Origin of the sequence: Microcystis ichthyoblabe FBCC-A1114 (assembly GCF_050500245.1) — a bacterium.
GTDB lineage: Bacteria > Cyanobacteriota > Cyanobacteriia > Cyanobacteriales > Microcystaceae > Microcystis > Microcystis ichthyoblabe_A.
The window spans coordinates 1,586,516-1,609,674 of sequence record NZ_CP191408.1 but is presented as its reverse complement, the minus strand read 5'-3'; the positions used below and the strand labels follow the sequence as shown (position 1 = coordinate 1,609,674).

18 protein-coding genes and 1 pseudogene are annotated in these 23,159 nt (G+C 42.4%); 15 read left to right on the top strand and 4 right to left on the bottom strand.

Annotated elements, in window-relative coordinates:
• Nucleotides 1-410: 410 nt before the first annotated feature.
• The 10 genes and pseudogenes from ACQY1Y_RS07840 (at nucleotide 411) to ACQY1Y_RS07795 (ending at nucleotide 13,209) form a co-directional block, all read left to right on the top strand.
• Nucleotides 411-1,952 (top strand): HMA2 domain-containing protein, encoded by a 1,542-nt coding sequence (locus tag ACQY1Y_RS07840; protein ID WP_430014315.1) that lies wholly within the window; start codon nucleotides 411-413, stop codon nucleotides 1,950-1,952.
• Nucleotides 1,953-2,101: 149 nt separating this feature from the next.
• A complete protein-coding gene (locus ACQY1Y_RS07835) occupies nucleotides 2,102-2,359 on the top strand; it encodes a hypothetical protein (RefSeq protein ID WP_024970739.1) in 258 nt (85 codons plus the stop codon).
• Between the two features lie 603 nt (nucleotides 2,360-2,962).
• On the top strand, nucleotides 2,963-3,913 hold the full coding sequence (locus tag ACQY1Y_RS07830) for an Rpn family recombination-promoting nuclease/putative transposase (protein ID WP_430014314.1): 951 nt from the start codon (nucleotides 2,963-2,965) through the stop codon (nucleotides 3,911-3,913).
• A 13-nt stretch (nucleotides 3,914-3,926) separates the two neighbouring features.
• A pseudogene (locus ACQY1Y_RS07825) lies at nucleotides 3,927-4,211 on the top strand (DUF4351 domain-containing protein); the annotation flags it as partial.
• 168 nt (nucleotides 4,212-4,379) lie between these two features.
• A complete protein-coding gene (locus ACQY1Y_RS07820; RefSeq protein ID WP_002739258.1) occupies nucleotides 4,380-4,625 on the top strand; it encodes a UPF0175 family protein in 246 nt (81 codons plus the stop codon).
• Nucleotides 4,622-5,119, top strand: a complete 498-nt coding sequence (locus ACQY1Y_RS07815; protein WP_002748339.1) for a DUF3368 domain-containing protein — start codon at nucleotides 4,622-4,624, stop codon at nucleotides 5,117-5,119. The genes ACQY1Y_RS07820 and ACQY1Y_RS07815 overlap by 4 nt, the downstream gene beginning before the upstream one ends.
• Nucleotides 5,120-5,273: 154 nt before the next feature.
• The gene (locus tag ACQY1Y_RS07810; protein ID WP_430014313.1) at nucleotides 5,274-9,017 is read left to right on the top strand and encodes a beta strand repeat-containing protein; all 3,744 of its coding nucleotides are present in this window, start codon (nucleotides 5,274-5,276) and stop codon (nucleotides 9,015-9,017) included.
• Nucleotides 9,018-9,207: 190 nt separating this feature from the next.
• A complete protein-coding gene (locus tag ACQY1Y_RS07805) occupies nucleotides 9,208-10,173 on the top strand; it encodes an o-succinylbenzoate synthase (protein WP_430014312.1) in 966 nt (321 codons plus the stop codon).
• The gene (locus ACQY1Y_RS07800; RefSeq protein WP_430014311.1) at nucleotides 10,149-11,492 is read left to right on the top strand and encodes a 2-succinylbenzoate--CoA ligase; all 1,344 of its coding nucleotides are present in this window, start codon (nucleotides 10,149-10,151) and stop codon (nucleotides 11,490-11,492) included. The genes ACQY1Y_RS07805 and ACQY1Y_RS07800 overlap by 25 nt, the downstream gene beginning before the upstream one ends.
• Nucleotides 11,493-11,736: 244 nt before the next feature.
• Nucleotides 11,737-13,209 (top strand): NADH-quinone oxidoreductase subunit M, encoded by a 1,473-nt coding sequence (locus ACQY1Y_RS07795; RefSeq protein ID WP_024970221.1) that lies wholly within the window; start codon nucleotides 11,737-11,739, stop codon nucleotides 13,207-13,209.
• A 62-nt stretch (nucleotides 13,210-13,271) separates the two neighbouring features.
• Here ACQY1Y_RS07795 and ACQY1Y_RS07790 read toward each other — a convergent pair whose 3' ends face one another.
• Complete coding sequence (locus ACQY1Y_RS07790) at nucleotides 13,272-14,435, bottom strand: cysteine desulfurase family protein (protein ID WP_430014310.1); 1,164 nt, start codon at nucleotides 14,433-14,435, stop codon at nucleotides 13,272-13,274.
• A 245-nt stretch (nucleotides 14,436-14,680) separates the two neighbouring features.
• Between ACQY1Y_RS07790 and ACQY1Y_RS07785 the strand changes: the two genes are divergently transcribed.
• The 3 genes from ACQY1Y_RS07785 to ACQY1Y_RS07775 all read left to right on the top strand — a co-directional run bounded on the left by ACQY1Y_RS07785 (nucleotide 14,681) and on the right by ACQY1Y_RS07775 (nucleotide 16,725).
• Nucleotides 14,681-15,499: a hypothetical protein gene (locus ACQY1Y_RS07785; protein WP_004162327.1), complete on the top strand. Its 819-nt coding sequence runs from the start codon at nucleotides 14,681-14,683 to the stop codon at nucleotides 15,497-15,499.
• Nucleotides 15,500-15,639: 140 nt separating this feature from the next.
• The gene (locus tag ACQY1Y_RS07780; protein ID WP_002740193.1) at nucleotides 15,640-16,041 is read left to right on the top strand and encodes a phage integrase SAM-like domain-containing protein; all 402 of its coding nucleotides are present in this window, start codon (nucleotides 15,640-15,642) and stop codon (nucleotides 16,039-16,041) included.
• A 120-nt stretch (nucleotides 16,042-16,161) separates the two neighbouring features.
• Nucleotides 16,162-16,725, top strand: a complete 564-nt coding sequence (locus ACQY1Y_RS07775; protein ID WP_002740111.1) for a DUF4334 domain-containing protein — start codon at nucleotides 16,162-16,164, stop codon at nucleotides 16,723-16,725.
• On the opposite strand, the gene ACQY1Y_RS07770 is transcribed toward ACQY1Y_RS07775, so the two are convergent.
• The 3 genes from ACQY1Y_RS07770 to ACQY1Y_RS07760 form a co-directional block, all read right to left on the bottom strand.
• Nucleotides 16,704-17,126: a Mov34/MPN/PAD-1 family protein gene (locus tag ACQY1Y_RS07770; RefSeq protein WP_193977331.1), complete on the bottom strand. Its 423-nt coding sequence runs from the start codon at nucleotides 17,124-17,126 to the stop codon at nucleotides 16,704-16,706. The genes ACQY1Y_RS07775 and ACQY1Y_RS07770 overlap by 22 nt on opposite strands.
• An 87-nt stretch (nucleotides 17,127-17,213) precedes the next feature.
• The gene (locus ACQY1Y_RS07765; RefSeq protein WP_130757706.1) at nucleotides 17,214-18,476 is read right to left on the bottom strand and encodes a glycosyltransferase; all 1,263 of its coding nucleotides are present in this window, start codon (nucleotides 18,474-18,476) and stop codon (nucleotides 17,214-17,216) included.
• Between the two features lie 77 nt (nucleotides 18,477-18,553).
• A complete protein-coding gene (locus ACQY1Y_RS07760; protein WP_430014309.1) occupies nucleotides 18,554-19,549 on the bottom strand; it encodes a formylglycine-generating enzyme family protein in 996 nt (331 codons plus the stop codon).
• Nucleotides 19,550-19,636: 87 nt separating this feature from the next.
• Here ACQY1Y_RS07760 and ACQY1Y_RS07755 point away from each other — a divergent pair, with 87 nt between their 5' ends.
• The gene (locus tag ACQY1Y_RS07755; RefSeq protein WP_016516257.1) at nucleotides 19,637-20,977 is read left to right on the top strand and encodes an ArnT family glycosyltransferase; all 1,341 of its coding nucleotides are present in this window, start codon (nucleotides 19,637-19,639) and stop codon (nucleotides 20,975-20,977) included.
• Nucleotides 20,978-21,342: 365 nt separating this feature from the next.
• A complete protein-coding gene (gene menD / locus ACQY1Y_RS07750; RefSeq protein WP_430014308.1) occupies nucleotides 21,343-23,052 on the top strand; it encodes a 2-succinyl-5-enolpyruvyl-6-hydroxy-3-cyclohexene-1-carboxylic-acid synthase in 1,710 nt (569 codons plus the stop codon).
• The last annotated feature ends 107 nt before the right edge of the window (nucleotides 23,053-23,159 follow it).

Sequence of the window (23,159 nt, the reverse complement as noted above, 5' to 3'; positions counted from 1 at the left end):
GTTTGTGTTTAAAAACCTCTTGCATAATTAATTTTTCAGGGTTCAAAAACGTCAAAAATAAGGATTAAATGGCATCAAGTCTGTAAATAGACCATTTAACTGATTATTATTCATTCTTAATTCTCCTGACTACTGACTACTGGCTACTGACTCCTAACCCCAACAACAATTTTTGATTTTTACAAGATGTCTATTGCTATTAAGCCAAGACGCATTTTAACCGCCTATCCTTAGATTAGCTGAATGCACTTCTTTCATAACTTTTTTATGGTGTAATCGGTTAATACTTTTCTTTCGATTTTTAGATGGAAGTCGAAAACTGGTATCATCTGCGTCACTGCTGTCAGCCTGCTGTTGAATGTCTTGTTCGTCCCGCTGCCAGTCGGTAGCCCCTCTTGAATCACCTCACCATGACGACAACAACTCTGACTCCCGCGCCAGTTCAAGCGGCAGCAAATTCCCCAGCACCCCCTGAGTGGGTAGATTGGCAAGTCGCCCATCAAATTCCGGGACGGCTGCGAATTCGCATTCCCCGCCTCAATTGGGATGACGAATTTGCCAGACGCTTGCAGCGATCGCTGCTGAGAACCACTGCTATCAGCGAGAGCCGCATCAATGCCGCAGCCTGCTCCCTGATTGTCTCCTACCAGGCGGAAATGCTGTCAGCAACGGCCCTCCTGAATTACTTGCAAGCGGCCATCCTAGCGGCCGGCCGGGAAAGAGAGCCAGACCTAAACGAGAAAGTCGGGGCTAGAAATCAGGGGACTTGGCCAACTTTAGGGATGCCGGCCTTAACCCTGGCTGTGGCGATCGCTGCTGCTCCCCTAGAACTGCCCTTCTCGATTGTGGGGGGAATTGTCCTTGCGGCTTCAATTCCTCTCTGGCAGAGGGTTAGCCAAGCCCTCACCCAGCAGGGACAAGTGACAATAGACTGCCTCGATGCCCTCTGGTTGAGTTACCAACTGCTGCAAGGTAACAACATCGCTGGCGCACTCGCCCTCAATCTGGCAGCAGTGGGAGAGAGCCTGCGCCGGAGCAAGCTCCAACAGCTAGAAGACGAGCTATACCTGCTGTTCGAGCAAGAAGATGCAGAAATCCACTGGCTCTCTGACCGGCAGCGGTTCGCTCCCGTTCCCGAGGCAGATCGAGAAGGGTGGCTAGATTCCGTCGAAAAAACCGAACTACTCCAGAACCTCAAACCCGTCGCCCAAGGAGCGATCCTACCCACTTTGTTCCTGAGTGGCACTTGGGCAATCCTGACGGGAGACTTGGGGCGTGCGAGTGCGCTGTTACCCCTTGACATCGGGGTTTCTCTGCGGGGCGTTACTCCCTTGGCAGTGGTTTCGTCCCTGACGGCGGCAGCGCGACAAGGCGTTTATATCCGCAATGCCAGGGTACTGGAAAAGCTGGCTCAGGTGGATACTCTGGCCTTTACTCGCGAAAGTTTCCAGGACTTGATTACCCCGGAGCTGCTGGTGAGTTGGGGCATCCCTTCTCAGTGCATCTACTTCGCCACCGATGGGGCTGCTGTTGAGGGACTCCAAGAACAGTTGCTCCGCCAAGGTAAGCGGGTGGCTTGGATAACCGACAGTGGTAGTGATTGCTTGGCTGCCCAGGAGGATCAGGTGGTCATTTCTCTAGGGAGAGGGGATTTTGCAGCAGCCGCCGATGTCATCTTGCACAGCCAGGATCTCCAGCCCCTTGGCTACACCTTTGCCCTGGCCCGGCATACCCTTGCCACTGCCTATGAGAGTTTGGCGATCGCTACTCTGCCCAACCTGTTAGTGGTGGCAGTCGGGGCATTTTGGGGACTCAACCCGGTGGCAGCCGCCGCAATCAACGGCAGTTCAGCCATCCTCGCAGAACTGAACAGCCTGCGCTCCCCGAAGCCTAACCTCTTAGAAAACGGGTTTCTTTCTCAAAGAAACCCGTTTTCTTGCAATAAATGTTAATTTTTGTTACAGGGGTCTTGAAAAATTGGCGATTGTCTGCACAAAAGAGTCGCAGTGTCAAGTGGTTCGCGCTCAAATGACATAAATAGCTATTATAGTAGCAAGAGGTTTACTGTCGATTACTCACTAAAAAAGGAAAGGAAATAACTATGATACAGCAAGTTAAATTACGTTCTCATCTGGGTGAAGACCGAATATTGCATTTAGATATTCCCGTGGAAGTTAAAGAAACTGATTTAGAGGTGACAGTAAAGTTTAAACCAGTACCAAGCTTAGATAAAACTACAACTCAGACACGCACTCATGCTGAATCGAGGCGAATTTTTGAAGAGATACATCAACACTATTCGGGGTGGATTTTTAGTGATAGTACAGATTGCTGTGAGAATACAACAGGTGGTTTATAATTGTGTTTATCTAGCTTTGGCAGTGAATAAAAGCTGTCAAGTGGTCACAGCAAATGAACGTTTTTTTAATGCGTTACAGGGAGATAGTTTAGGGTCTTATTTATTTTGGCTAGGGACTTCCAGAAATTACTCATAAACGAAAAAGGCTATTATATTAAATAAATCATCTTAATAAACATGACATCAGAAACCGCCAATTATGATGAACCCTGGAAAGAAGCATTAAGCGAGTATTTTGAAGCGTTTTTACATTCTTTGGCTAAAATCAATATCTAGAAAACGGGTTTCTTTGAGAAACCCGTTTTCTTGTAATAAATGTTAATTTTTGTGATAGCACCCTTGAAAAATTGGGGATTGTTGGGCTAAAACTGTTAGCAATAAACCTTTGCAGTTAATGTCATGACTTCTCCCCTGTTGCCGATTTTTCCTGCTGTTTACGATAGTTTGTTCGATTTTGCTCAATCTGATGGTTTTTGGGCGAATTTGACAATCGCTGTAGGTTAAGGGGGTGAGGTCATAACAATCCGTTGCCAAAACCGACTTTTCAGAATACAATAGATAAGAGTAGTCATTCATCGCTCAGATTAGTTAAGATGACATTACATGACTAATAATATTGACCATGACCGCTTATTTAAGGAGTTAATCTCCACCTTTTTTGTCGAATTTATTGAGTTATTTTTTCCTCAATTGATGGATTATTTAGATAGAAACTCGATTACTTTTTTAGACAAAGAAGTATTTACCGATGTCACGGAAGGAGAAAGACATGAAAGCGATTTAGTCGCACAGGTTAAGTTTCGAGGAAAAGAATCTTTTTTTCTGATTCATGTCGAGGCGCAGGAAAGTTCCCGCAAGTGGTTTAATCGGCGAATGTTTACTTATTTTGCTCGCTTTCATGAGAAATTTGTCTTACCGATTTATCCGATTGTAATTTTTTCTTATTCAAAGCCAAAAAGAGAAGCGATTAGTCAATATGTAGTCGATTTTACCGATTTTAAGGTATTAGAATTTAACTATCAAGTAGTGCAGTTAAATCGATTAAATTGGCGAGATTTTCTTAATCAACCGAATCCGGTTGCTTCAGCTTTGATGGCGAAGATGAACATTGCCGAGAAAGAGCGAGCCAAGGTAAAAGCGGAATGTCTGCGCTTGTTAATTACTTTAAGGTTAGATTCAGCGAGAATGCAATTAATTTCCGGATTTATTGATACATATCTCAATCTAAATTCGGTGGAAGAGATACAATTTCAAGAAGAGATTAGCACATTTAGTCAACCCGTACAGGAGGGAGTTATGCAAATTACCACCAGTTGGATGCGTCAAGGTATTGAACAAGGTATCGAACAAGGTATTGAACGCGGTATCGAACAAGGTATTGAACGGGAAAAGACATTGATTCTTCGTCAACTTAAACGCAAGTTAGGGGAGATTAATCCTTCATTGGAAACTAAAATCATGCAGTTAAGTATTGATGATGTTGAAGTATTAGGAGAAGCTTTATTCGATTTCTCTACGGTTGAAGATTTAATCAATTGGTTAAATACTTTATAATGCTTGTAATTTCGAGGGAGTTATGCAAATTACCACCAGTTGGATGCGTCAAGGTATCGAACAAGGTATTGAACAAGGTATCGAACAAGGTATTGAACGCGGTATCGAACAAGGTATTGAACGGGAAAAGACATTGATTCTTCGTCAACTTAAACGCAAGTTAGGGGAGATTAATCCTTCATTGGAAACTAAAATCATGCAGTTAAGTATTGATGATGTTGAAGTATTAGGAGAAGCTTTATTCGATTTCTCTACGGTTGAAGATTTAATCAATTGGTTAAATACTTTAACTGCCTAGGTTTGACGTTAGCGATCGCATCTTCGCCATGACAAGGGGTAAGATTGCTTCGGAGAGGGAATTTCAGTTAACAGTTAACAGTTAGAAGTGAGGTCTGCCAAAGGGAATTGACAGACCGCAAAACATAGGATAGCATTTGTATAATTCTTATCAAAATACGGAGAAAATATGACTCTAGTTATTTCCCAAGAAGTGATTAAAGCAAGTGGTTTATCAGAGGATGAACTGTTGAAGGAAATTGTTGTTATGTTATTCCAACAAGATAAGATTAGCTTAGGAAAAGCAAGTGAGTTATTAGGTATTAATCAAATCAAGTTTCAACGGATGCTTTCTGAACGAGGAATTTGTATTCACTATGATGTTGCTGAGTTTCAGCAAGATATTAAGCATTTAAAAGAGAAAGGTTGGCTATGATTATTATTAGCGATACTTCTCCTCTCAGCAGTCTTGCTCTTGTTGGTTATCTGTCAATCTTAAAAGATATTTATACTAATGTTGTTATTCCCCAAGCAGTTGCCAATGAATTAGCCAATTTAACTGAGGAAGATATCCGCATTAAAGCGATAATTTCTCTGAACTGGATACAGGTTAAACAAGCCGCTAATTTAGAACTTGTGGCTTGTTTGAGGAATGAATATAATTTAGATCTTGGCGAAGCAGAAGCAATCGCTCTTGCCTTAGAATTAAAAGCAGATGAATTGTTAATTGATGAGCGTCTTGGACGGAGGGAGGCTGTGCGTTTGGGCCTGTCAATTACGGGGGTTCTAGGAGTTCTTTTAATCGCTAAAAATAGAGGATTGATTGCTAAGGTTAAACCGATAATGGAGTCTCTAATTAGCCAAGCAAATTTTCGCATCAGTCATCAACTTTATGAGGAGGTTTTGCAAACTGCAAATGAATTAGATTAAGTTGTGAGGGGGGAATTGAGAGACAATATTCAGAAAAACTAATGATTTAGAAATACAGTTTTCCCGATCAATGTTAATCTCTGTCACAGGGGTCTTGAAAAATTGGCCATTGTTATGCTAAAACTGTTAGGAATAAACCTCTGCTGTTAATGTCATGACTTCTTCACTGTTGCCCCTCCTTCCTGCTGTTGACGATATTTTGTTCGATTTCGCTCAATCTGATGGTTTTTGGGCGAATTTGGTCACCGCTTTTGGCACAAGTTATGATGTGGTTAAGGCGACGCAATTACGACAACAGTGGCAAAGCCGAAATTTTAGTCAACTTCCCCCAATTGAGGTACTTAGTGATGAGGTTTTGGGGACGGCAAATGGTGCATATTCCAGCAGTACCAATAAGATTTATCTATCAGCATCTTTTTTAAATACGGCCTCGTCAGCAGCGATAGTTAATGTAATTTTAGAAGAAATTGGGCATTATGTGGATGCTCAAATTAATCCGGTGGATAGCGCGGGAGATGAGGGAGCAATTTTTGCAGAGTTGGTGCAGGGAAATAGTCTGGATGTGGCAACCTTAGACGCTTTACGAGGAGAGAATGACCAGACAACAATTATAGTAAATGGGGAAATTATTCAAGTAGAACAGGCGGATTTTACAGGAACGCCAGGGAATGATAATATTACGGGAACATCTGGGGATGATAGGATTTATGGGTTGGGAGGTAATGATACCCTGAATGCTGGTGATGGAGCAGATTTCCTAGAAGGAGGGAATGGAGACGATCTTTTGTCTGGAGGTTCAGGTAATGACGGTGATTCATACTGGGTGAATAGTTATGGTCTTTATGGTGGTGATGGCAATGACACCTTAGATGGGGGTACAGGAGATGATTATCTCGATCCCGGAGAAGGTAACGATACTATTAACGGTGGTTCAGGTATCGATACCATGTTATTAAACTATGGTAGCCAAACTGCTCCTATTACCATCACCTATACTAATAGCACAAACGGCACATCTTCAGTTGGCGATAGTTTTCAATCTATTGAAATCATTAAGCTTACCAGTGGTAGTGGTAATGATGTTCTTAACCTCAGCGCTCTCGGTGGTAATGGCAGTGCTATTAATGGCAGTAGTGGCAATGACTCGATTATCTCTGGCGTTGGCCATGATATTTTAGATGGTAGCGATGGCAATGATACTTTAAATGGTAACGATGGAGAGGATGCTCTTTATGGTGGAGATGGCGATGATGTGTTGTTGGGAGGAGCAGGAAATGAACAATATTGGAATTATTACTTCAACACCGGAATTTATGGGGGTAATGGGAATGATAGCTTAGACGGGGGCGCAGGAGATGATTATCTCGATCCCGGAGAAGGTAACGATACTATTAACGGTGGTTCAGGTATCGATTCCATGTTATTAAACTATGGTAGCCAAACTGCTCCTATTACCATCACCTATACTAATAGCACAAACGGCACATCTTCAGCTGGCGATAGTTTTCAATCTATTGAAATTATTAATCTTACCAGTGGTAGTGGCAATGATGTTCTTAACCTCAGCGCTCTCAGTGGTGATGGCAGTATAATTAATGGCAGTAGTGGCAATGACTCAATTATCTCCGGCGTTGGCCGTGATATTTTAGATGGTAGTGATGGCAATGATACTTTAAATGGCAACGATGGACAAGATCGTCTTGTTGGTGGAGATGGCGATGATGTGTTGTTGGGGGGAGCAGGAAATGATCAAGATTCGTTTATAGTTGGCATATCTCTATATTATGCTGGAATTTATGGGGGTAATGGGAATGATAGCTTAGACGGGGGTTCAGGAGATGATTATCTCGATCCCGGAGAAGGTAACGATACTATTAACGGTGGTTCAGGTATCGATTCCATGTTATTAAACTATGGTGGCCAAACTGCTCCTATTACCATCACCTATACTAATAGCACAAACGGCACATCTTCAGTTGGCGATAGTTTTCAATCTATTGAAATTATTAATCTTACCAGTGGTAGTGGTAATGATGTTCTTAACCTCAGCGCTCTCAGTGGTGATGCCAGTATAATTAATGGCGGTGGTGGCAATGACTCAATTATCTCCGGCATTGGTTGGCGTGATATTTTAGATGGTAGTGATGGCAATGATACTTTAAATGGCAACGATGGACAAGACCGTCTTGTTGGTGGAGACGGTGATGATGTGTTGTTGGGGGGAGCAGGAAATGAGCAAGCTCAGTATGGATTCGACGGTGGAATTTATGGGGGTAATGGTAATGACACCCTACAAGGAACCAATAACGGTATAGGAGAACAAGATTATCTACAAGGAGGAACAGGAAACGATCGCTTTATCCTTGCAGATACTACAAAGACCTTCTATGATGACGGTAATAGCACCCTTCCGGGTGATAACGACTACGCGACAATTGCCGACTTTAACACCACTGATGATATAATTCAACTACGGGGTTCAAGTGGTGACTATCTGTTATCGGTTTCTGGTTCTAATACTAAACTCTACATCAACAAACCAGGCAGCGAACCAGATGAACTTATTGCGGTTATCAACAATCAAACAGCATTAAGTCTAACTGCTAGTTATTTTAGCTATGTTGCTAGTCCGACTCTTCCCACCATCACCCTAGCAGTTTCTCCCGCAAGTGTTACCGAAGACGGGACAACAAATCTGGTTTATACCTTCACTCGTAGCGGAGTAACAACTAATCCTTTAACGGTTAATTACACCCTCGGAGGGACAGCGACTTTAAATACCGACTACACTCGTACAGGGACTACCAATACTGTCACCTTTGCTGCTGGTTCATCCACTGCTACCGTAACAGTTGACCCCACTGCTGACACAATAGTAGAAAGTAACGAAACTGTTATTTTAACCCTTGCTGCGGGGACAGGTTATACGATAGGTACGACTACTCCAGTTACGGGGACAATTAATAATGACGATACCACTGTCACCTCGCAACTCTCCATCAATGACATCACCGTAGTGGAAGGTAAAGATAATAATGCCATCCTCACCGTCACAGTTGATAACCCCAATTCACAACCAATTACCTTCAACTATACCACTGCACCGATTAATGCTACCGCCAATGTAGATTACACTAGCAAAACCGGAACTATCACCATTGCACCTAATACTGCCACCGCTACTATTAGCATTCCCATCCTCAATGATAACCTCAATGAACCTGATGAAGCTTTTACAGTAACCCTGTCAAATCCCGTTAATGCTACCATCAATCCCGAAGGAGGAATAGGAGAAGTTATCATTACTGATACTTGGCAAAGCACTCTCACTCGCACCCTACCCAACAATGTCGAAAACCTCAGACTAATTGGCACTAATAATATTAATGGTACAGGTAACGCTGGTGACAATAATATCACCGGAAATAGTGGCAATAATCAAATCAATGGAGGTGCGGGAATTGATACTTTAACCGGTGGTAATGGTGCAGATACTTTCATCTTCCAATTTGGCCAATCTACCATATCAACAAGCGATCGTATCACAGATTTTGCCATCAATAGTGATAAAATAGACTTATTAACTCAAACTGGAAACGCCATGAGTGCGCCTAGTAGTTTCAGTCGTGCTGCTGATAGCACTGTCACCACTTTAGACAATTTAATCAATCAGGTATTTACTGATGCTAATGGAGCGATTACAGGTAATCAAGGATTAGGGGTTAATAGTGCCGCCTTAGTGCAGGTAACAACCGGTGCAATAGCTGGAACTTACCTCGTTATTAATGATAGCGCGGCTGGCTTCCAATCCAGCAATGATTTATTAATAAATATCACCGGATTTACTGGCACTTTACCAGCTTTAGGGAACATTCCAGTGGGTAATTTCTTTATCTAAGTTTCTAAGCTCTCCTTCTAAGTCACCTAGAAAACGGGTTTCTTCAAGAAACTATTTAGAAACCCGTTTTCTGGACTTTAAAACAAAAAAACGTTTCGCTGACAAACTCTATAAAGAACTTAGGTTGGTTTGAAGCATGAAACCCAACGCCTGCTCATGTTAAGCTTTTCACGACTACTTATAGTTAATCATGTATTTCTGGCAATTTCGTGTTTATCAGCGTCCTTTGCTGCGTCCCCTACAAACCCATCACGGACTCTGGGAAATTAGGGAAGGAATTATTATTCGCTTAGAAGCGGAAGATGGACGTATAGGATGGGGAGAAATTGCTCCTTTACCTGAATTTGGTTCAGAAACATTATCGGCCGCAATATTATTCTGTCAAAGTCTCGAAAATCCCCTATCAATAAATTCAATTTTTTCTATTCCTGAACAATTTCCTGCTTGTCAATTTGCCTTTGAATCAGCTTTAGAAGATTTAAGTATAGAAAATCAATCAAGAGAATTAGAACCGAGAAATTATAGTTATTTATTGCCCACTGGTACGGCAGTATTTCCCTGTCTGGATGATATTTTAGCCACTAATCAAACTAATACTTATAAATGGAAAATTGCAGTTAATTCTCTCAAGCAGGAGTTAACCTTATTTGAAAAATTAATTGACCGATTACCCAGGGGAATTAAATTGCGTTTAGATGCCAATGGGGGATTAAGTATTGCTGAGAGTAAAATCTGGTTAAAAATTGCCGATGAATGTCAAATAATTGAATTTATTGAACAACCTTTACCCCCGTCTCAATTAGCGGAAATGTGGCAATTAAGTCAAGATTTTACCACAGGGATTGCTTTAGATGAATCGGTGGCCAATCTGCAACAAATAGAGGAATGTTATCAACGGGGATGGCGAGGAATTTTTGTGATTAAACCTGCTATTAATGGTTCAATCCAAGGGTTAAGAAATCTCTGGAAAAAATATCCCTTAGATTTAGTATTTTCCTCCGTTTTAGAAACTAATATCGGCAGAAAAGCTGCTTTACGTCTAGCACAAGAATACCCCAGAAAGGAGCGAGCTTTAGGTTTTGGTGTGCAACAATGGTTTAATGATAGTGACCCCGATTGGTTAGAAAAACTGTGGACGACATCAGCAAACAATTAGCATATCTCAGTCAAAAAGATTGGTTATATGGATACAATAGCCAGAAATTTTATCAATTATATCAGTCCTATTATCAGCAATTTATCGCCGCAGATAATCCTCGATTAACTATGCTGCTGGCCGAAGGCAATCCCATTAAATTCTTAGCGATATTCTTGGCTGCCGTCAGGTCAAAAAGTTGCCTATTTTTAGCTAATCCTGACTGGAAAACTAACGAATGGGAACAGGTTTTCTCTCTGGTGCAACCCGATTATATTTTTGGCGAAAATATCAAGGTTTTTAACTATAATTCTTCTCCTGTCAATCCTTTGACTAATTCTCTGATGATACCCACGGGAGGAACCTCGGGAAAAATTCGCTTTGCTATCCATAACTGGTTAACTTTAACTGCTTCTGTTAAAGGTTTCTCTGAATATTTTCAAGTCAAGCAGGTTAACTGTTTTTGCCTACTGCCTTTATATCATGTTAGTGGTTTAATGCAGTTTCTGAGAAGTTTTTTAACGGGGGGAGATTTTGCTGTTATTCCTTACCATAAAATCAAACAAAAGCGTGTAAATAATCTCAATCTTCAAGATTATTTTATCTCTTTAGTCCCCAGTCAATTACAATTTTTTCTAGAAAATGATCCTCGCTGGTTAGCCAATTTTAAAACAGTTTTACTAGGAGGTTCTCCTGCATGGCCATCTTTACTAGAAAAAGCTAGAGAATATAATATTTCTCTGTCTCCCACCTATGGAATGACGGAAACTGCCTCACAAATTGTCACCCTTAAACCGGAAGATTTTCGACAAGGAAATAATAGTAGTGGACAGCTATTACCCCATGCTCAGATAAAAATTAATCCCGATAACCAGAAAATTATTATTGAAGCGAAATCTTTATTTTTAGGCTATTATCCCCATCTTAATCAAGCAAGCTACTTCGAGACCGATGACTTAGGTTACTTGGATGAAAGTAGTTATTTATATATTATTGGTCGGGATAGTCAAAAAATAATTACCGGAGGAGAAAATGTTTATCCTTTTGAGGTAGAAACTGCCATTAGACAAACTAATTTAGTTAAAGATGTGGTGGTTTTAGGATTGCCAGATTCTCGATGGGGACAGGTAATTGTCGCTTTTTATGTACCCGTTAACTCTCAGATAAACCAGACAAGTATTCAATCCCAGATTAAGGATAAATTAGTCAATTATAAACTGCCGAAACATTGGATAAAATTACCAGAGATACCAAAAAGTCCCCAAGGCAAGATTAATCGAACCAATTTAATTAAATTAGCTGAAACTTGTTTTGACACCGAGTCAAACCCCAGACGATAATTATAGCAGTTATCTTAATGGTGAGTTATGAGGGTTTCCTAAATTAGCGTCATTTTACCAGCCAAAAGCCAAGGGATTTACTAGGTATATGGCGACAAAATCGCCATTTTTTGCCGAGGAATTGCTGGTAATGGCAATCTCTGGCTCATTTTATTAATGAATGTTAAAAGTTGATAGCTATCTTGCTAAAGATTGACCGCTCAGGCAATAATGGGAAGGTTTATCATCCCCATTAAAGTAAAGAATGCTCAACGCTTTTATTTGGCTACCGATTATAGGGGCGATACTGATTGCCTACACGCCTCTAGAGGCGAAAAAAGTGCGAGGATTAGCTCTAACTCTTGCTGTCGTTCTCTTACTGCTTAATATTCTCCTTGGCTGGCAATTTGACCCTAGTAACCCGCAAATGCAGTTCACGGTTAACCTGCCTTGGATTAATTTCCTCGGTTTCAATTATGCCCTCGGTGTTGATGGATTGTCATTCTCATTACTTTTTCTTAACAGCATCTTGACAATAATTGCTCTTTATGCCAGTGGCACAGAGGTTAACCGACCGAAATTTTACTATTCTCTGCTCTTGTTACTCAATGCCGGAGTAGCGGGGGCCTTTCTAGCGCAGGATTTACTGTTATTTTTCCTATTTTACGAATTAGAAATCGTCCCGCTTTACTTTCTCATTGCCATTTGGGGGGGTCAAAGACGCGGTTATGCGGGCATGAAATTTTTATTGTACACGGCAATTTCCGGCTTTTTAGTGCTAATCTCTTTCCTTGGCTTAGTTTGGCTAACCGGTGCTGATAATTTCGCCTATAATCCCCTTTTATCGAATAATTTAGACGTTAAAACCCAATTACTGCTCCTCATCCCCCTTCTGATTGGATTAGCCATCAAAATCCCGATTTTTCCCTTTCATACTTGGCTACCGGATGCCCACGTCGAAGCATCTACCCCCGTTTCTGTGCTTTTAGCGGGAATATTACTCAAATTAGGAACCTATGGACTGCTGCGCTTTGGAGTCGGTTTATTCCTCGATGCTTGGGTGACTCTCGCCCCTTGGTTAGCAACAATAGCAGCTATCAGCGCCCTCTACGGGGCCAGTTGCGCTATTGCCCAAAAGGATATGAAAAAAGTAGTCGCCTATTCTTCCATTTCCCACATGGCCTATATTTTACTAGCGGCGGCGGCCACCACCAGATTAAGCATCACCGCGGCGATTTTGCAGATGATTAGTCACGGTTTAATTTCCGCTTTGTTATTTTTGTTGGTGGGAGTAGTGTATAAAAAAACCGGCAGTCGGGATGTGGATTATCTACGCGGTTTATTAAATCCAGAAAGAGGTTTACCAATCACGGGAATGTTAATGATTTTAGCGGCTATGGCCAGCGCCGGCATCCCCGGAATGGTGGGATTTATCGCCGAATTTTTGGTCTTTCGTGGCAGTTTCCCGATTTTTCCGATACAAACGCTCTTATGTTTGGTCGCTAGTGGTTTAACCGCAGTATATTTTCTCCTGATGATTAATCGGGTTTTCTTTGGTCGTTTAACCCCTGAATTATCGCGCATTCCTCGCAGTACCTGGCCCGAAAGATTTCCCGAAATTGCTTTGGCTTTATTTATTATTGTTTTGGGATTACAACCGAGTTGGATGATTCACTGGACTGAAAACCAAGCATCAATGTTATTAACTGGCACGGCAATCAGTCAAAGGCAATCATAGAAAGCTTTTTCGGAATTGTTAAAACCTAGACCGAAACTAACTTGTGGATAGGAGCCGAAACGTCAAAAATTTTTGGCTTTGCGGAGGGAATTAACCGTTAAAACCACCTGTTCCCCCACCAGTTCAATTTCTTCTAAAGTATTAAAACGACTCAACCCGAAGCGCAGGGAGGCATAAGCGAGAGATTCGGGGCGACCCAAGGCAGTTAAAACGTGAGAGGGGGCGGTATGGCTAGAAGAACAGGCAGAACCGGAGGAAAGCGCCACTATTGGCTGTAATCCTAACAATAACGCCGCACCGTCCACCCCTTCAATACTAATATTTAAATTTCCCGCTAATCTTTGGCTAGGATGACCATTGAGATAAATTCTGTCTAATTGACTGATAATCTCCCATAAACGGGCTTTTAACTGATTTAAGTAGCTGGTATCTTCTTCAATCGCTTTGATGCCCAATTCTACTGCCTTGGCAAAACCGACAATTTGCGGTGTAAATATTGTACCCGATCGCAGTCCTTTTTCCTGGCCTCCCCCTTGAATTTGAGCGGCCAGACGGACTCTGGGGTTTCGGCGCCGGACGTATAGCGCACCGATTCCCTTTGGTCCGTGGACTTTGTGGGCAGTTAAGGACATCATATCTATATTCATTTCCTCCACATCTAGGGGAATTTTGCCGATTGCTTGGGCCGCATCCGTATGAAAAAGCACCTGATACTGGCGACAAATCGCCCCAATTGCCGCTAAAGGTTGAATCACCCCAATCTCGTTATTAGCCGCCATAATTGACAGCAAAATCGTGTCAGGACGTAAAGATTTTTCTAGTAATTCCAAGTCAATTAAGCCATCAGCACCGACGGGTAAAATTGTCACCTCAAAACCCAATTTTTCCAGATAATGACAGGGATCTAAAACGGCGCGATGTTCTGTCATCACCGTAACTATATGCCGTCCCTTGGCGAAATAAGCTTCGGCAACCCCTTTGATGGCCAGGTTATTGGCCTCCGTTGCTCCACTGGTAAAAATAATTTCTTCGGGACTACTATTAATAGCAGCGGCGATTGTTTCTCTTGCCTGTTTAACCGCAGCCTCGGCTGTCCAACCATAGACATGATTAATACTACTGGCATTACCAAAGTGTTCGGTAAAATAGGGTAACATCGCCGCCAGAACTTGCGGCTCCATCGGTGTCGTGGCGTGGCAATCTAGATAAATCGGCTTTTGAGACATATTTTTCCCTTGCGGGGGATTTGGGAAGGAGATATCCTCTGTTTTAAGAGAATCTCTGAAAGTGCATTGCTAATCTATGTTAACAAAAAAGTATCGGATAGCAGTCAACAGCTGACGACTCAGACCAGAACTTTAAGATTTAATAATGAGAGCGCAATCGCTCCCTGAGAGCAGTTACAATTTCCCTATTCCAATGTTGTTCAGCAACCCAACAGGATTAATAACACATATTTTCTGGCTCAATCATGGCTAAAAAATCGAAGGCATTTAGTGAACTGCTCAGGCTGCAGAAAATGTCCCAAGGATCCGAAAAACCCTTGAAAAGCTTTGAGAAGAAATTAAGAGAAAAGTCCTTGCCTTTCAAGGAAATTGTCGTCTCTCCTTCTGGGGAAGTCACAATGTCGGAAGTTCTGGAGGATTTTATCGAGCCTTACCGCAAATCCAATGAAACGAAGGGATCTATGCGAACACTGCTGACCATAGGGATAATCGCTTGGAATCTGGCGTTGTCCCCCGAATCAAAGCGGCAAGAGATGATAGACCGAGTTTTTAATAAAGACCTTCTTAAAGGAGATAAAAGGCTCAAGGCGGATATTCAAGGGCTAATCGAGGAGCTAATCGCTAGGAAAAACCGTTATTTCTCGGAAAACAAGCGGATGATTGTGGATTTTGAGTTAAAAGAGCTAGGAAGCGAGTATCATCTCTCGGTTGCCTCCAGCTTGTCGCCCGAATTTTCCGAGTCAGAGTTTGCCTTCAAAGTCGGCGACTCGGTCATCGTCAAACAGGGTGTACTCGACCCAGATTTGGGGACTGACATCGGTGGTTGGCAAGGAAGAATTGTGATAATTGAGCGGCAGAGCAATCTCATCGGCATTGAATGGGATAGCATCACCCTGAAAAACATCCCCAGTTCGGTGATTGACCAGTGTGAACTGGAAAACCTAGACTGGGCCCAAATGTACCTCTCCTCAACGGATGTGGAATTAACCCAACCTCGAGATACAGAAGAAGATGTGGCCGCCATCATTGAGCAAATTCAGTCTAACATCGTTGAAGCTATTTAGCAGAAAAGGGAAAGGCGATTCCGGCGGTTGGCCGACCTTGACCCTGAGGAGAAAATGGCGGCTTTAGACGCTTGGAAAAAAAGACTTGATTCATTACCCTATTGACCATCGAGCAGCGATTTAGAGGAGAGAAATTTGAGATGGATGATTCCCAGAAATATGAGGCTGACTGTCAAAAGATAAGAAAAGTCAATCATGAATTACTAAAGGATTTCGAGAGTTGGCTAGAATCATCAGGTTTGTCGGAAAAAACCATTAATAATCATATTTCAAATATAGATTTTTATATCAACGAATATTTACTCTATGAGGATGCAGTAGAAGCTAAAGACGGGGTAGATATGGTCGGTGACTTTTTGGGTTATTGGTTTATCAAAAAGGCCCTGTGGGCCAGTCAATCAAGCCTCAAGGCTAACGCAGGTAGTCTGAAAAAGTTCTACACTTTCTTACTGGAAAAAGGCCTAATAGATAAAGATGATTTGCGAGAACTTAAAGAAACCATCAAGGAAGAAATGAGTGAATGGCTGGAAACCCTAGAGTGATACGATGACCCATTGAGTGAAGATATGTGGGATGTTTGGTGATTTTAGCCGAGGGGCAATCCCCCACCCTCTGGCTGGGCAGCTATAATATCATTGTCAGGACACAATAAGAGCGAGACAATGGAAACATTAAAATTAGAAAGCTGCCAGTCGATTCTTAAAGCTGGTCAAACGACCACCGAAAGAGCGTTAGAATTGTTTGACGCTCTCGAACCCGTGAGTTTAGACTTTATGCTCGGTCTTTGGCAAGGTTCTGGACTTCAGACAAATCACCCCATGGATGGTTTATTAGAAGCATCTAATTGGTATGGTAAAGAATTTGTCGATACTGAGAATGTCCACCCCCTGTTATTTTTAGATGGTCAGGGAAAAATTTTTAAGGTGGCACCTAATCCCACGGCCATGAACTGGATTTTGAAGCTGCCGATACTGAAAAATAATTCTCTGAAACCTTTGCTGATGCTGACCAACTCCTTGCTAAAAACAGAGACAAGTCAGGCTAGACTGCGAATGATGGAATATCGGGACAAAGTTAGCGCCACGATGATTTATGATTATTTGCCGATTAATGACTCTTTTCGGAAAGTAGATGATAATACGGTGCTGGGAATTATGGATTTTAAAAACTTTCCCCAGCCTTTCTTTTTTGTTCTCAAGCGATGTCAAAAACATTTTAATTCTTGAGGTTGGATTTGAAATTGTTCGCGCTCGTCCAGTTGCCAAGCTTGTAAATCGATCGCTCGCCCTGAAACTACGGAGACAATTAAATAAGTATATCCTGACCAGGCTAATTGGCGATCAATTTCCGAGGGAATGGCGGCATGATCGGGATGGGAATGATAGACACCGATAATTTCTAGCTGGTTTTCCCGGGCCGATTTTTGAGCTTGTAAAAGCACTTCTGGGGCAATACTAAAGCGGTTTTTTCTATTGCCTGACCAGTTATTTTCTGTTGCTTGTATGCTGATAACTTCGGCTGCTGTCTCGGTAATTTTTCCTAGGAGTAACCCACAACATTCTTCGGGATAGGTGGATTCTGCGTGGGTGAAAATAGACTGGTAAATTTTTTCTGTAATCAGGATCATAGGATGGAGTAAACAAGTCGCAAATGCTATGGACAACAGGGTAAGCGCATCTCAATTTTGGCCTACCATTTTTTTGCTTCTAGCTGGCTATTTTGTCACCCGCCAACTGAGTTTAAGATTAACCCAAAAGTTCCAAACCGTGACGATAGCGATGGCGATGAAGTTAGCTAGATAGCGATTGATTCCTAAACCATTAAAGAGAAGGTTGAGCAGCAAGACGTTTAAAATTAAACCGGCTAAACAGATCAAATTGAACTTGAAAAATCTTTTCCAGCGTTTATTCCAACCCCGTTGACGAGCGGATAAATCGCCAAAAGTCCAGCGATCATTCCAGATAAAATTATTAATAATTGCTAATTCAGCGGCGATGATTTTACTGCGGGTTAATCCCCAACCCAAAGCGGCGGGATCACTGAGAAGATAGAGAAAGGCCATATCGACAAAAACCCCGGTTAATCCCACTAAACCGAAGCGAATAAATCTATCTAAAGGTAGATTGACAATTGCATCTAAAAACCTTAATGGCCTTTGAGAGCGCAAACGCAGCAGATGGAAGATATATTCTAGCCATTGTTTCCAAGTTACCTTACTTTCCCCCTCTAGCCGCTCTTGGAAGACATAACCCACTTCTCCGATGGTTTTGATGCGACCTTTGCCGATGACTTCTAGTAAAATTTTGTAACCGGTGGGATTGAGAATCGGACCGGCGATCGCTTGACGGCGGACCATAAAGTAACCGCTCATGGGATCGGAGACGCGACCGACCACCTCTGGCAGTAGAATTAAACCAAGGATTTGAGCGCCGCGAGAGAGAAATCGTCGCAGCAGACTCCACTCGCTCACTCCTCCTCCTTCGACGTGACGACTAGCAAGAGCTAAATCGGCTCCTTTTTCGATAGTTTCGAGGAGATTATAGAGAATTTCGGGGGGATGTTGCAGATCTCCATCGATTACTCCTAGTATCTCACCCCTTGACCCTTGCCAACCCCGCACCACTGCCGACGCTAATCCTTTTTCTCCCTGACGACGCATCACCCGCAGTTGCGGGTAATCCTGGGTTAATTTGCTGGCTAATTCCCAAGTGCGATCGGGACTGTCATCATCGACGATAATTAGTTCATACTGATCGGGAATTTTTCGATCGAGTAATTGACTGAGATTCTCGACTAGGGGAATAACGTTATCTCGCTCGTTATAGGTGGGAATAACTAGAGATAATTTGAGTAATTGCGGCGAATCTCTGAGAATATAACTATTATTGCTGGTAATTTCTTCAATTTGCTCTAAAAAAGGAATTTGCAAAGAGCCGACGGGGGTGGTTAAAAAGGGATAGGGTGGAGAGTTGGTCACTCGCTTACACTCACAGACTAAAACAGGTTTAGAGACGCACAATTTACCGGCAAAGTTGTTGAAACCAGAATTTTGAGCTAACTACTGGCGATGCGGAATCCTAATACACTATAGCGATTATCCGGACCAAATTGGCCTCGACTAGCGGAGCGACATTCCCTCAATTCTGTCCCCCAACCACCTCCACGCAGGATGCGATAACGATTGCCGGTGCTATTAGGATCGGCCGGCCATACTTGGTCATCGCTGGGAGCATTTTTATAGTTGCGATGCCAAGGATCGGCACACCATTCGTATAAACTGCCATGTAAATCGTATAATCCGAAGGCATTTGGGGGAAAACTGCCTACAGGGGTGGTTTTAGCTCGAAATTCGCTCTCTCTTTCCACTGCATAGGGAAATTTAATGGCATAGTAGTTAGCGAATTCACTGGTAAGGGTGGCACCAAAGTAGAAGGGTGTGGTAGTGCCGGCACGACAAGCATATTCCCATTGTGCCTCGCTTGGGAGTCGATAGTTTCTGCCGGTGGCCCTGGAAAGTCGATCGCAAAACTCGATCGCATCATACCAAGAGATGCTATCGACGGGTAAGTTATCCCCTTGGAAGTGGGAGGGATTGGGGGTTAAATCGCGGTTAATTTTGGGCAGATTAGCGACAATTTGCCATTGTTTTTGGGTTATTGGGTATTTACTCAGGTAGAAACTGTTCACCTTGACTAAGCGCTGGGGTTTATCACTACCGGTAAAGTCTCCTTTTTCTCCGTCCGGTGTCCCCATGATAAAAGTGCCAGCAGGGATAGCAATCATCTCTAATCCCGCAAGGGTTTCGCTGTAGTATTCGGCACTGCGGGAATTGCGCTCGATCACGAAACCGCTAGGATCGAGAGTAACGGTTTCAAAGGAAAAGCTTTGTCGGGGGGGAAAAGAGGAATTTTGGGGGGGTTGCGGGGGTATGATTGCTGTAGCGGTGGAGGGGGAAAAAATATTTTTTCTATCTAGAATCGCTGCCAGTCCGACTCCTGCACCGATCAGACTGATCCACTGGCCAAATTTACGTCTGTTTACTTTAATCATCCCGATTTTTCTGTCATTATCACCCCATCCATTATACCATGAAATTCTGACTCTTATTTAGTCACTGCCACCTATCCTTAATAATCGATGCCCAGCTTTTTGACTGTCCATAAACATTGGTTGATTGCAGCAATTATCACCTGCTTAGGTGCTTTTTTGCGAATCTATAATTATGATTCTTTGCCTCCAGATAATTGGACTGCTGACGAATATGCTTTTGCTTGGAGTGGCATGAGTTTATTACAAACGGGTATCCCCACCAGTTGGTCCTGGTTGAGTCCCACGGATAATTTTCCTACGGTGGTTTGGGAAGCGAAAAATATCCGTTATCGTTTGGTGACTCCCTGGTTTGATCATCCTCCTTTATTTGGTTTATTGGTGGGTTTATTTGCTCTTTTAGGAGGAGCAAAGACTTTTTTTGATTGCAGTTTAACTATTATTAGAGTCCCTTCTTTATTCTTAGGTATTGCTGCGATAGTTTTGGTCTATTTACTGGCTCTCAAGTTGAGTAATCTATCGATCGCTATAATCGCTAGTTTAATTTATGCCACCAATCCCAATACAGTTTTCCTCTCTCGGTTAGCTATTAGTGAAAATTTAATCATTGTTTTGTGCTTATTGATCGTCTTACTGTATTGGCAATACTATCAAAATCATCGGAAAAAATATCTCTATATCGCCGCTTGTTTAGCTGGTTTGGCCTGTTTAGTCAAAGTAACTGCTATTTATTTAGTAGTATTATTAATTGTCCTCTTGATTTACGAAAAGCAAGGACGAGAGGCTATTTATGTGACTGCGATCGGTGCTTTCTTTTTCTCTCTCTATTTTCTCTACGGTGCTATCTATGACTACGATTTCTTTCGGAAGATATTTCAAGAACAATCCCTGCGCTTCGAGGACTTTAACTTTGTCAAATATCTAACCACTCCCACGGTATTTTTCGAGGATGGTTGGCTAATTTTTAGCTGGTTAACCCTCTTACCCTTTCTCCGAAAGAATCCCGCTAGTCCTCAAGTTAGATTACTCGCTTTACCAGTAATCCTCTACACCTTAATTTTAGTTGCCACGGGAGCGCAAAGTCACTTTTTTACTTGGTATATGATTCCTTTTTATCCGTTTATGTTTATTATTCTAGGCATCTTTCTCGATGATTTTCGCCAAGAAACGGACGGATTAACTGCCTCAATTATTTTTATCTTTCTGGGAGTTTGGTCGATTCATCTCAATTTGACAGCCTGGATCTTAGCTTCTCCCTACGGTCGCTATTATTTTATGATCGGTACGGCAGCAATTCTGGGAGTATTCTATCTCAAGGATATCTTTGGTCTCTTTAAAAAATTCTGGATTGATCGCTTTACTTTTCTGCTCTTCTTGGCCCTGCTGGCAGCTAATATCAATGTGGTGTTAACCTATAAGTTTTCTGGTTAAAACTTAGCAAGAAAGGAACCCGAAAAGGGATAAATTGGCCCGGGAATCGAGAGTAAACTTAACCCGGATCGCTGACTTGAAAGAGGGTGTGGGGTGTGGGGTGTAGGAAAGGAAACCTCTTTCATCTGTGGGGGTGAAAATTTTTTCATCGGGACTGACTCAGGAATAACTTATTCTTGGCCAGTTCCAGCCAATGTTAAATTTATTAATAGACTGTACTGCATTTAAACTGCGTATTGAGAATTTTAGTACAAATGCTCAAACTCCTTTTCCCCGCTCATAGACAGTCTTAACGAGTAATTTAGATAGTTAACAGTATAGACTCTTTAACCGATTGTCCCCTAACCTTTGCACTGAACTGATAAATGTCGATCGATTTTCGCAATCTTAATACACTTTGGGGTTCTATTTTAGTCGAAACATTGGCCCGTTTGGGATTGAAGATAGGGGTGGTTTCTCCCGGATCGCGATCGACTCCTTTAACGGTAGCCTTGGCAAGACATCCTCAGATTGAAGCTATTCCCATCTTAGACGAGCGCTCGGCCGCTTTTTTTGCCCTGGGATTAGCCAAACAATTATATCAACCGGTGGTTTTAGTCTGCACTTCCGGCACTGCCACGGCTAATTTTTATCCCGCAGTCATTGAAGCAAAAGAAAGTCATGTCCCTTTATTAATTCTAACCGCCGATCGCCCCCCAGAATTGCGTCATGCTCATGCCGGTCAGACTATCGATCAAGTCAAACTCTACGGTAATTATCCCAACTGGCAAGCGGAAATTAGCTGTCCTAGTGCCAATATCGAGCGTTTACGCTATCTCCGTCAAACTATCATCCATGGGTGGTTGCGCTGTCTCGATCCTGTCCCCGGAGTGGTGCATCTGAACTTACCATTTCGGGATCCCCTCGCACCAACTCCCGATCTAGAAATTAACAATTTAGAGGCTAATTTTGACCAAGAGGCTTTTTTTAGCCATATATCTCGGCAAAATATCCCCATTAACCACTCAATTCTCGAAATTCCTTCTTTACCCTCCAAAGGAATTATCATCGCGGGATTAGCTTCCCCGCAAAACCCCGAAAGTTACTGTCAGGCGATCGCTAATTTAGCCCGATCGCAACAATATCCCGTCTTAGCAGAAGCTTTATCTCCTCTGCGAAACTATGCAGGGTTAAATCCCCATCTGATCACTACCTATGATTTATTATTGCGGAATGCTGCCATTAAAACCCAATTAACCCCCGATGTTGTCCTGCAAATTGGGGAATTACCCACCAGCAAAGAATTACGGATCTGGTTAGAAGAAATCGACTGTCCGCGCTGGATTATCGATCCCCATCCCGATAATTACGATCCTCTACAGGGAAAAACCGGACATCTCAGGGGAAATATCGAGCAATTAGGGCATCTATTCCCAGAAAAACCCGATAATAACCGAGAATATCGAGAATTATGGCAAAAATTCGACCAGCAAGCTAGATTTAAAATTGATCGCCTTTTGGCAGCAGAAACTAAACTGATTGAAGGAAAAATCTCCTGGCTGCTCTCCCAATACCTCCCCCCCCGCACCCCGATCTTTATCTCTAATAGTATGCCTGTTCGCTATGCCGAATTTTTTAACCCGCCTAGCGATCGCAAAATTCGTCCCTATTTTAATCGCGGGGCCAATGGCATCGACGGCAACCTATCCACTGCGATGGGAATAGCTTATAAAAATGTCCCTAGTCTGCTATTAACGGGAGATTTAGCCCTATTACACGACACAAATGGTTTTTTAATCAAAAAATATTTTGTTGGCTCCTTGACCATAATTTTAATCAATAACAAGGGGGGAGGCATTTTCCAGATGTTGCCGATCGCCAAATTTGACCCTCCCTTTGAAGAATTTTTTGCCACTCCCCAAAATATTGACTTTTGCCAACTCTGTCACACCTACGGTATTGATTACCATTTAATCAGTGATTGGACTGATTTTAAGCAAAAAATCGCAGTTTTACCGGAATCAGGCATAAGATTACTAGAAATATCCTGCGATCGAGCTTTTAATACCCAATGGTTCCTCAGTAATTATGTGTAGGGTGTGGGGAAGTGGGGTGTGGGGTGTGGGGAGAATAAAGCTGCCTATTGCAAGAGTGCCTATTGCCTATCCTGATAGGTAGCATATACTCAACGGATTTAGTATTA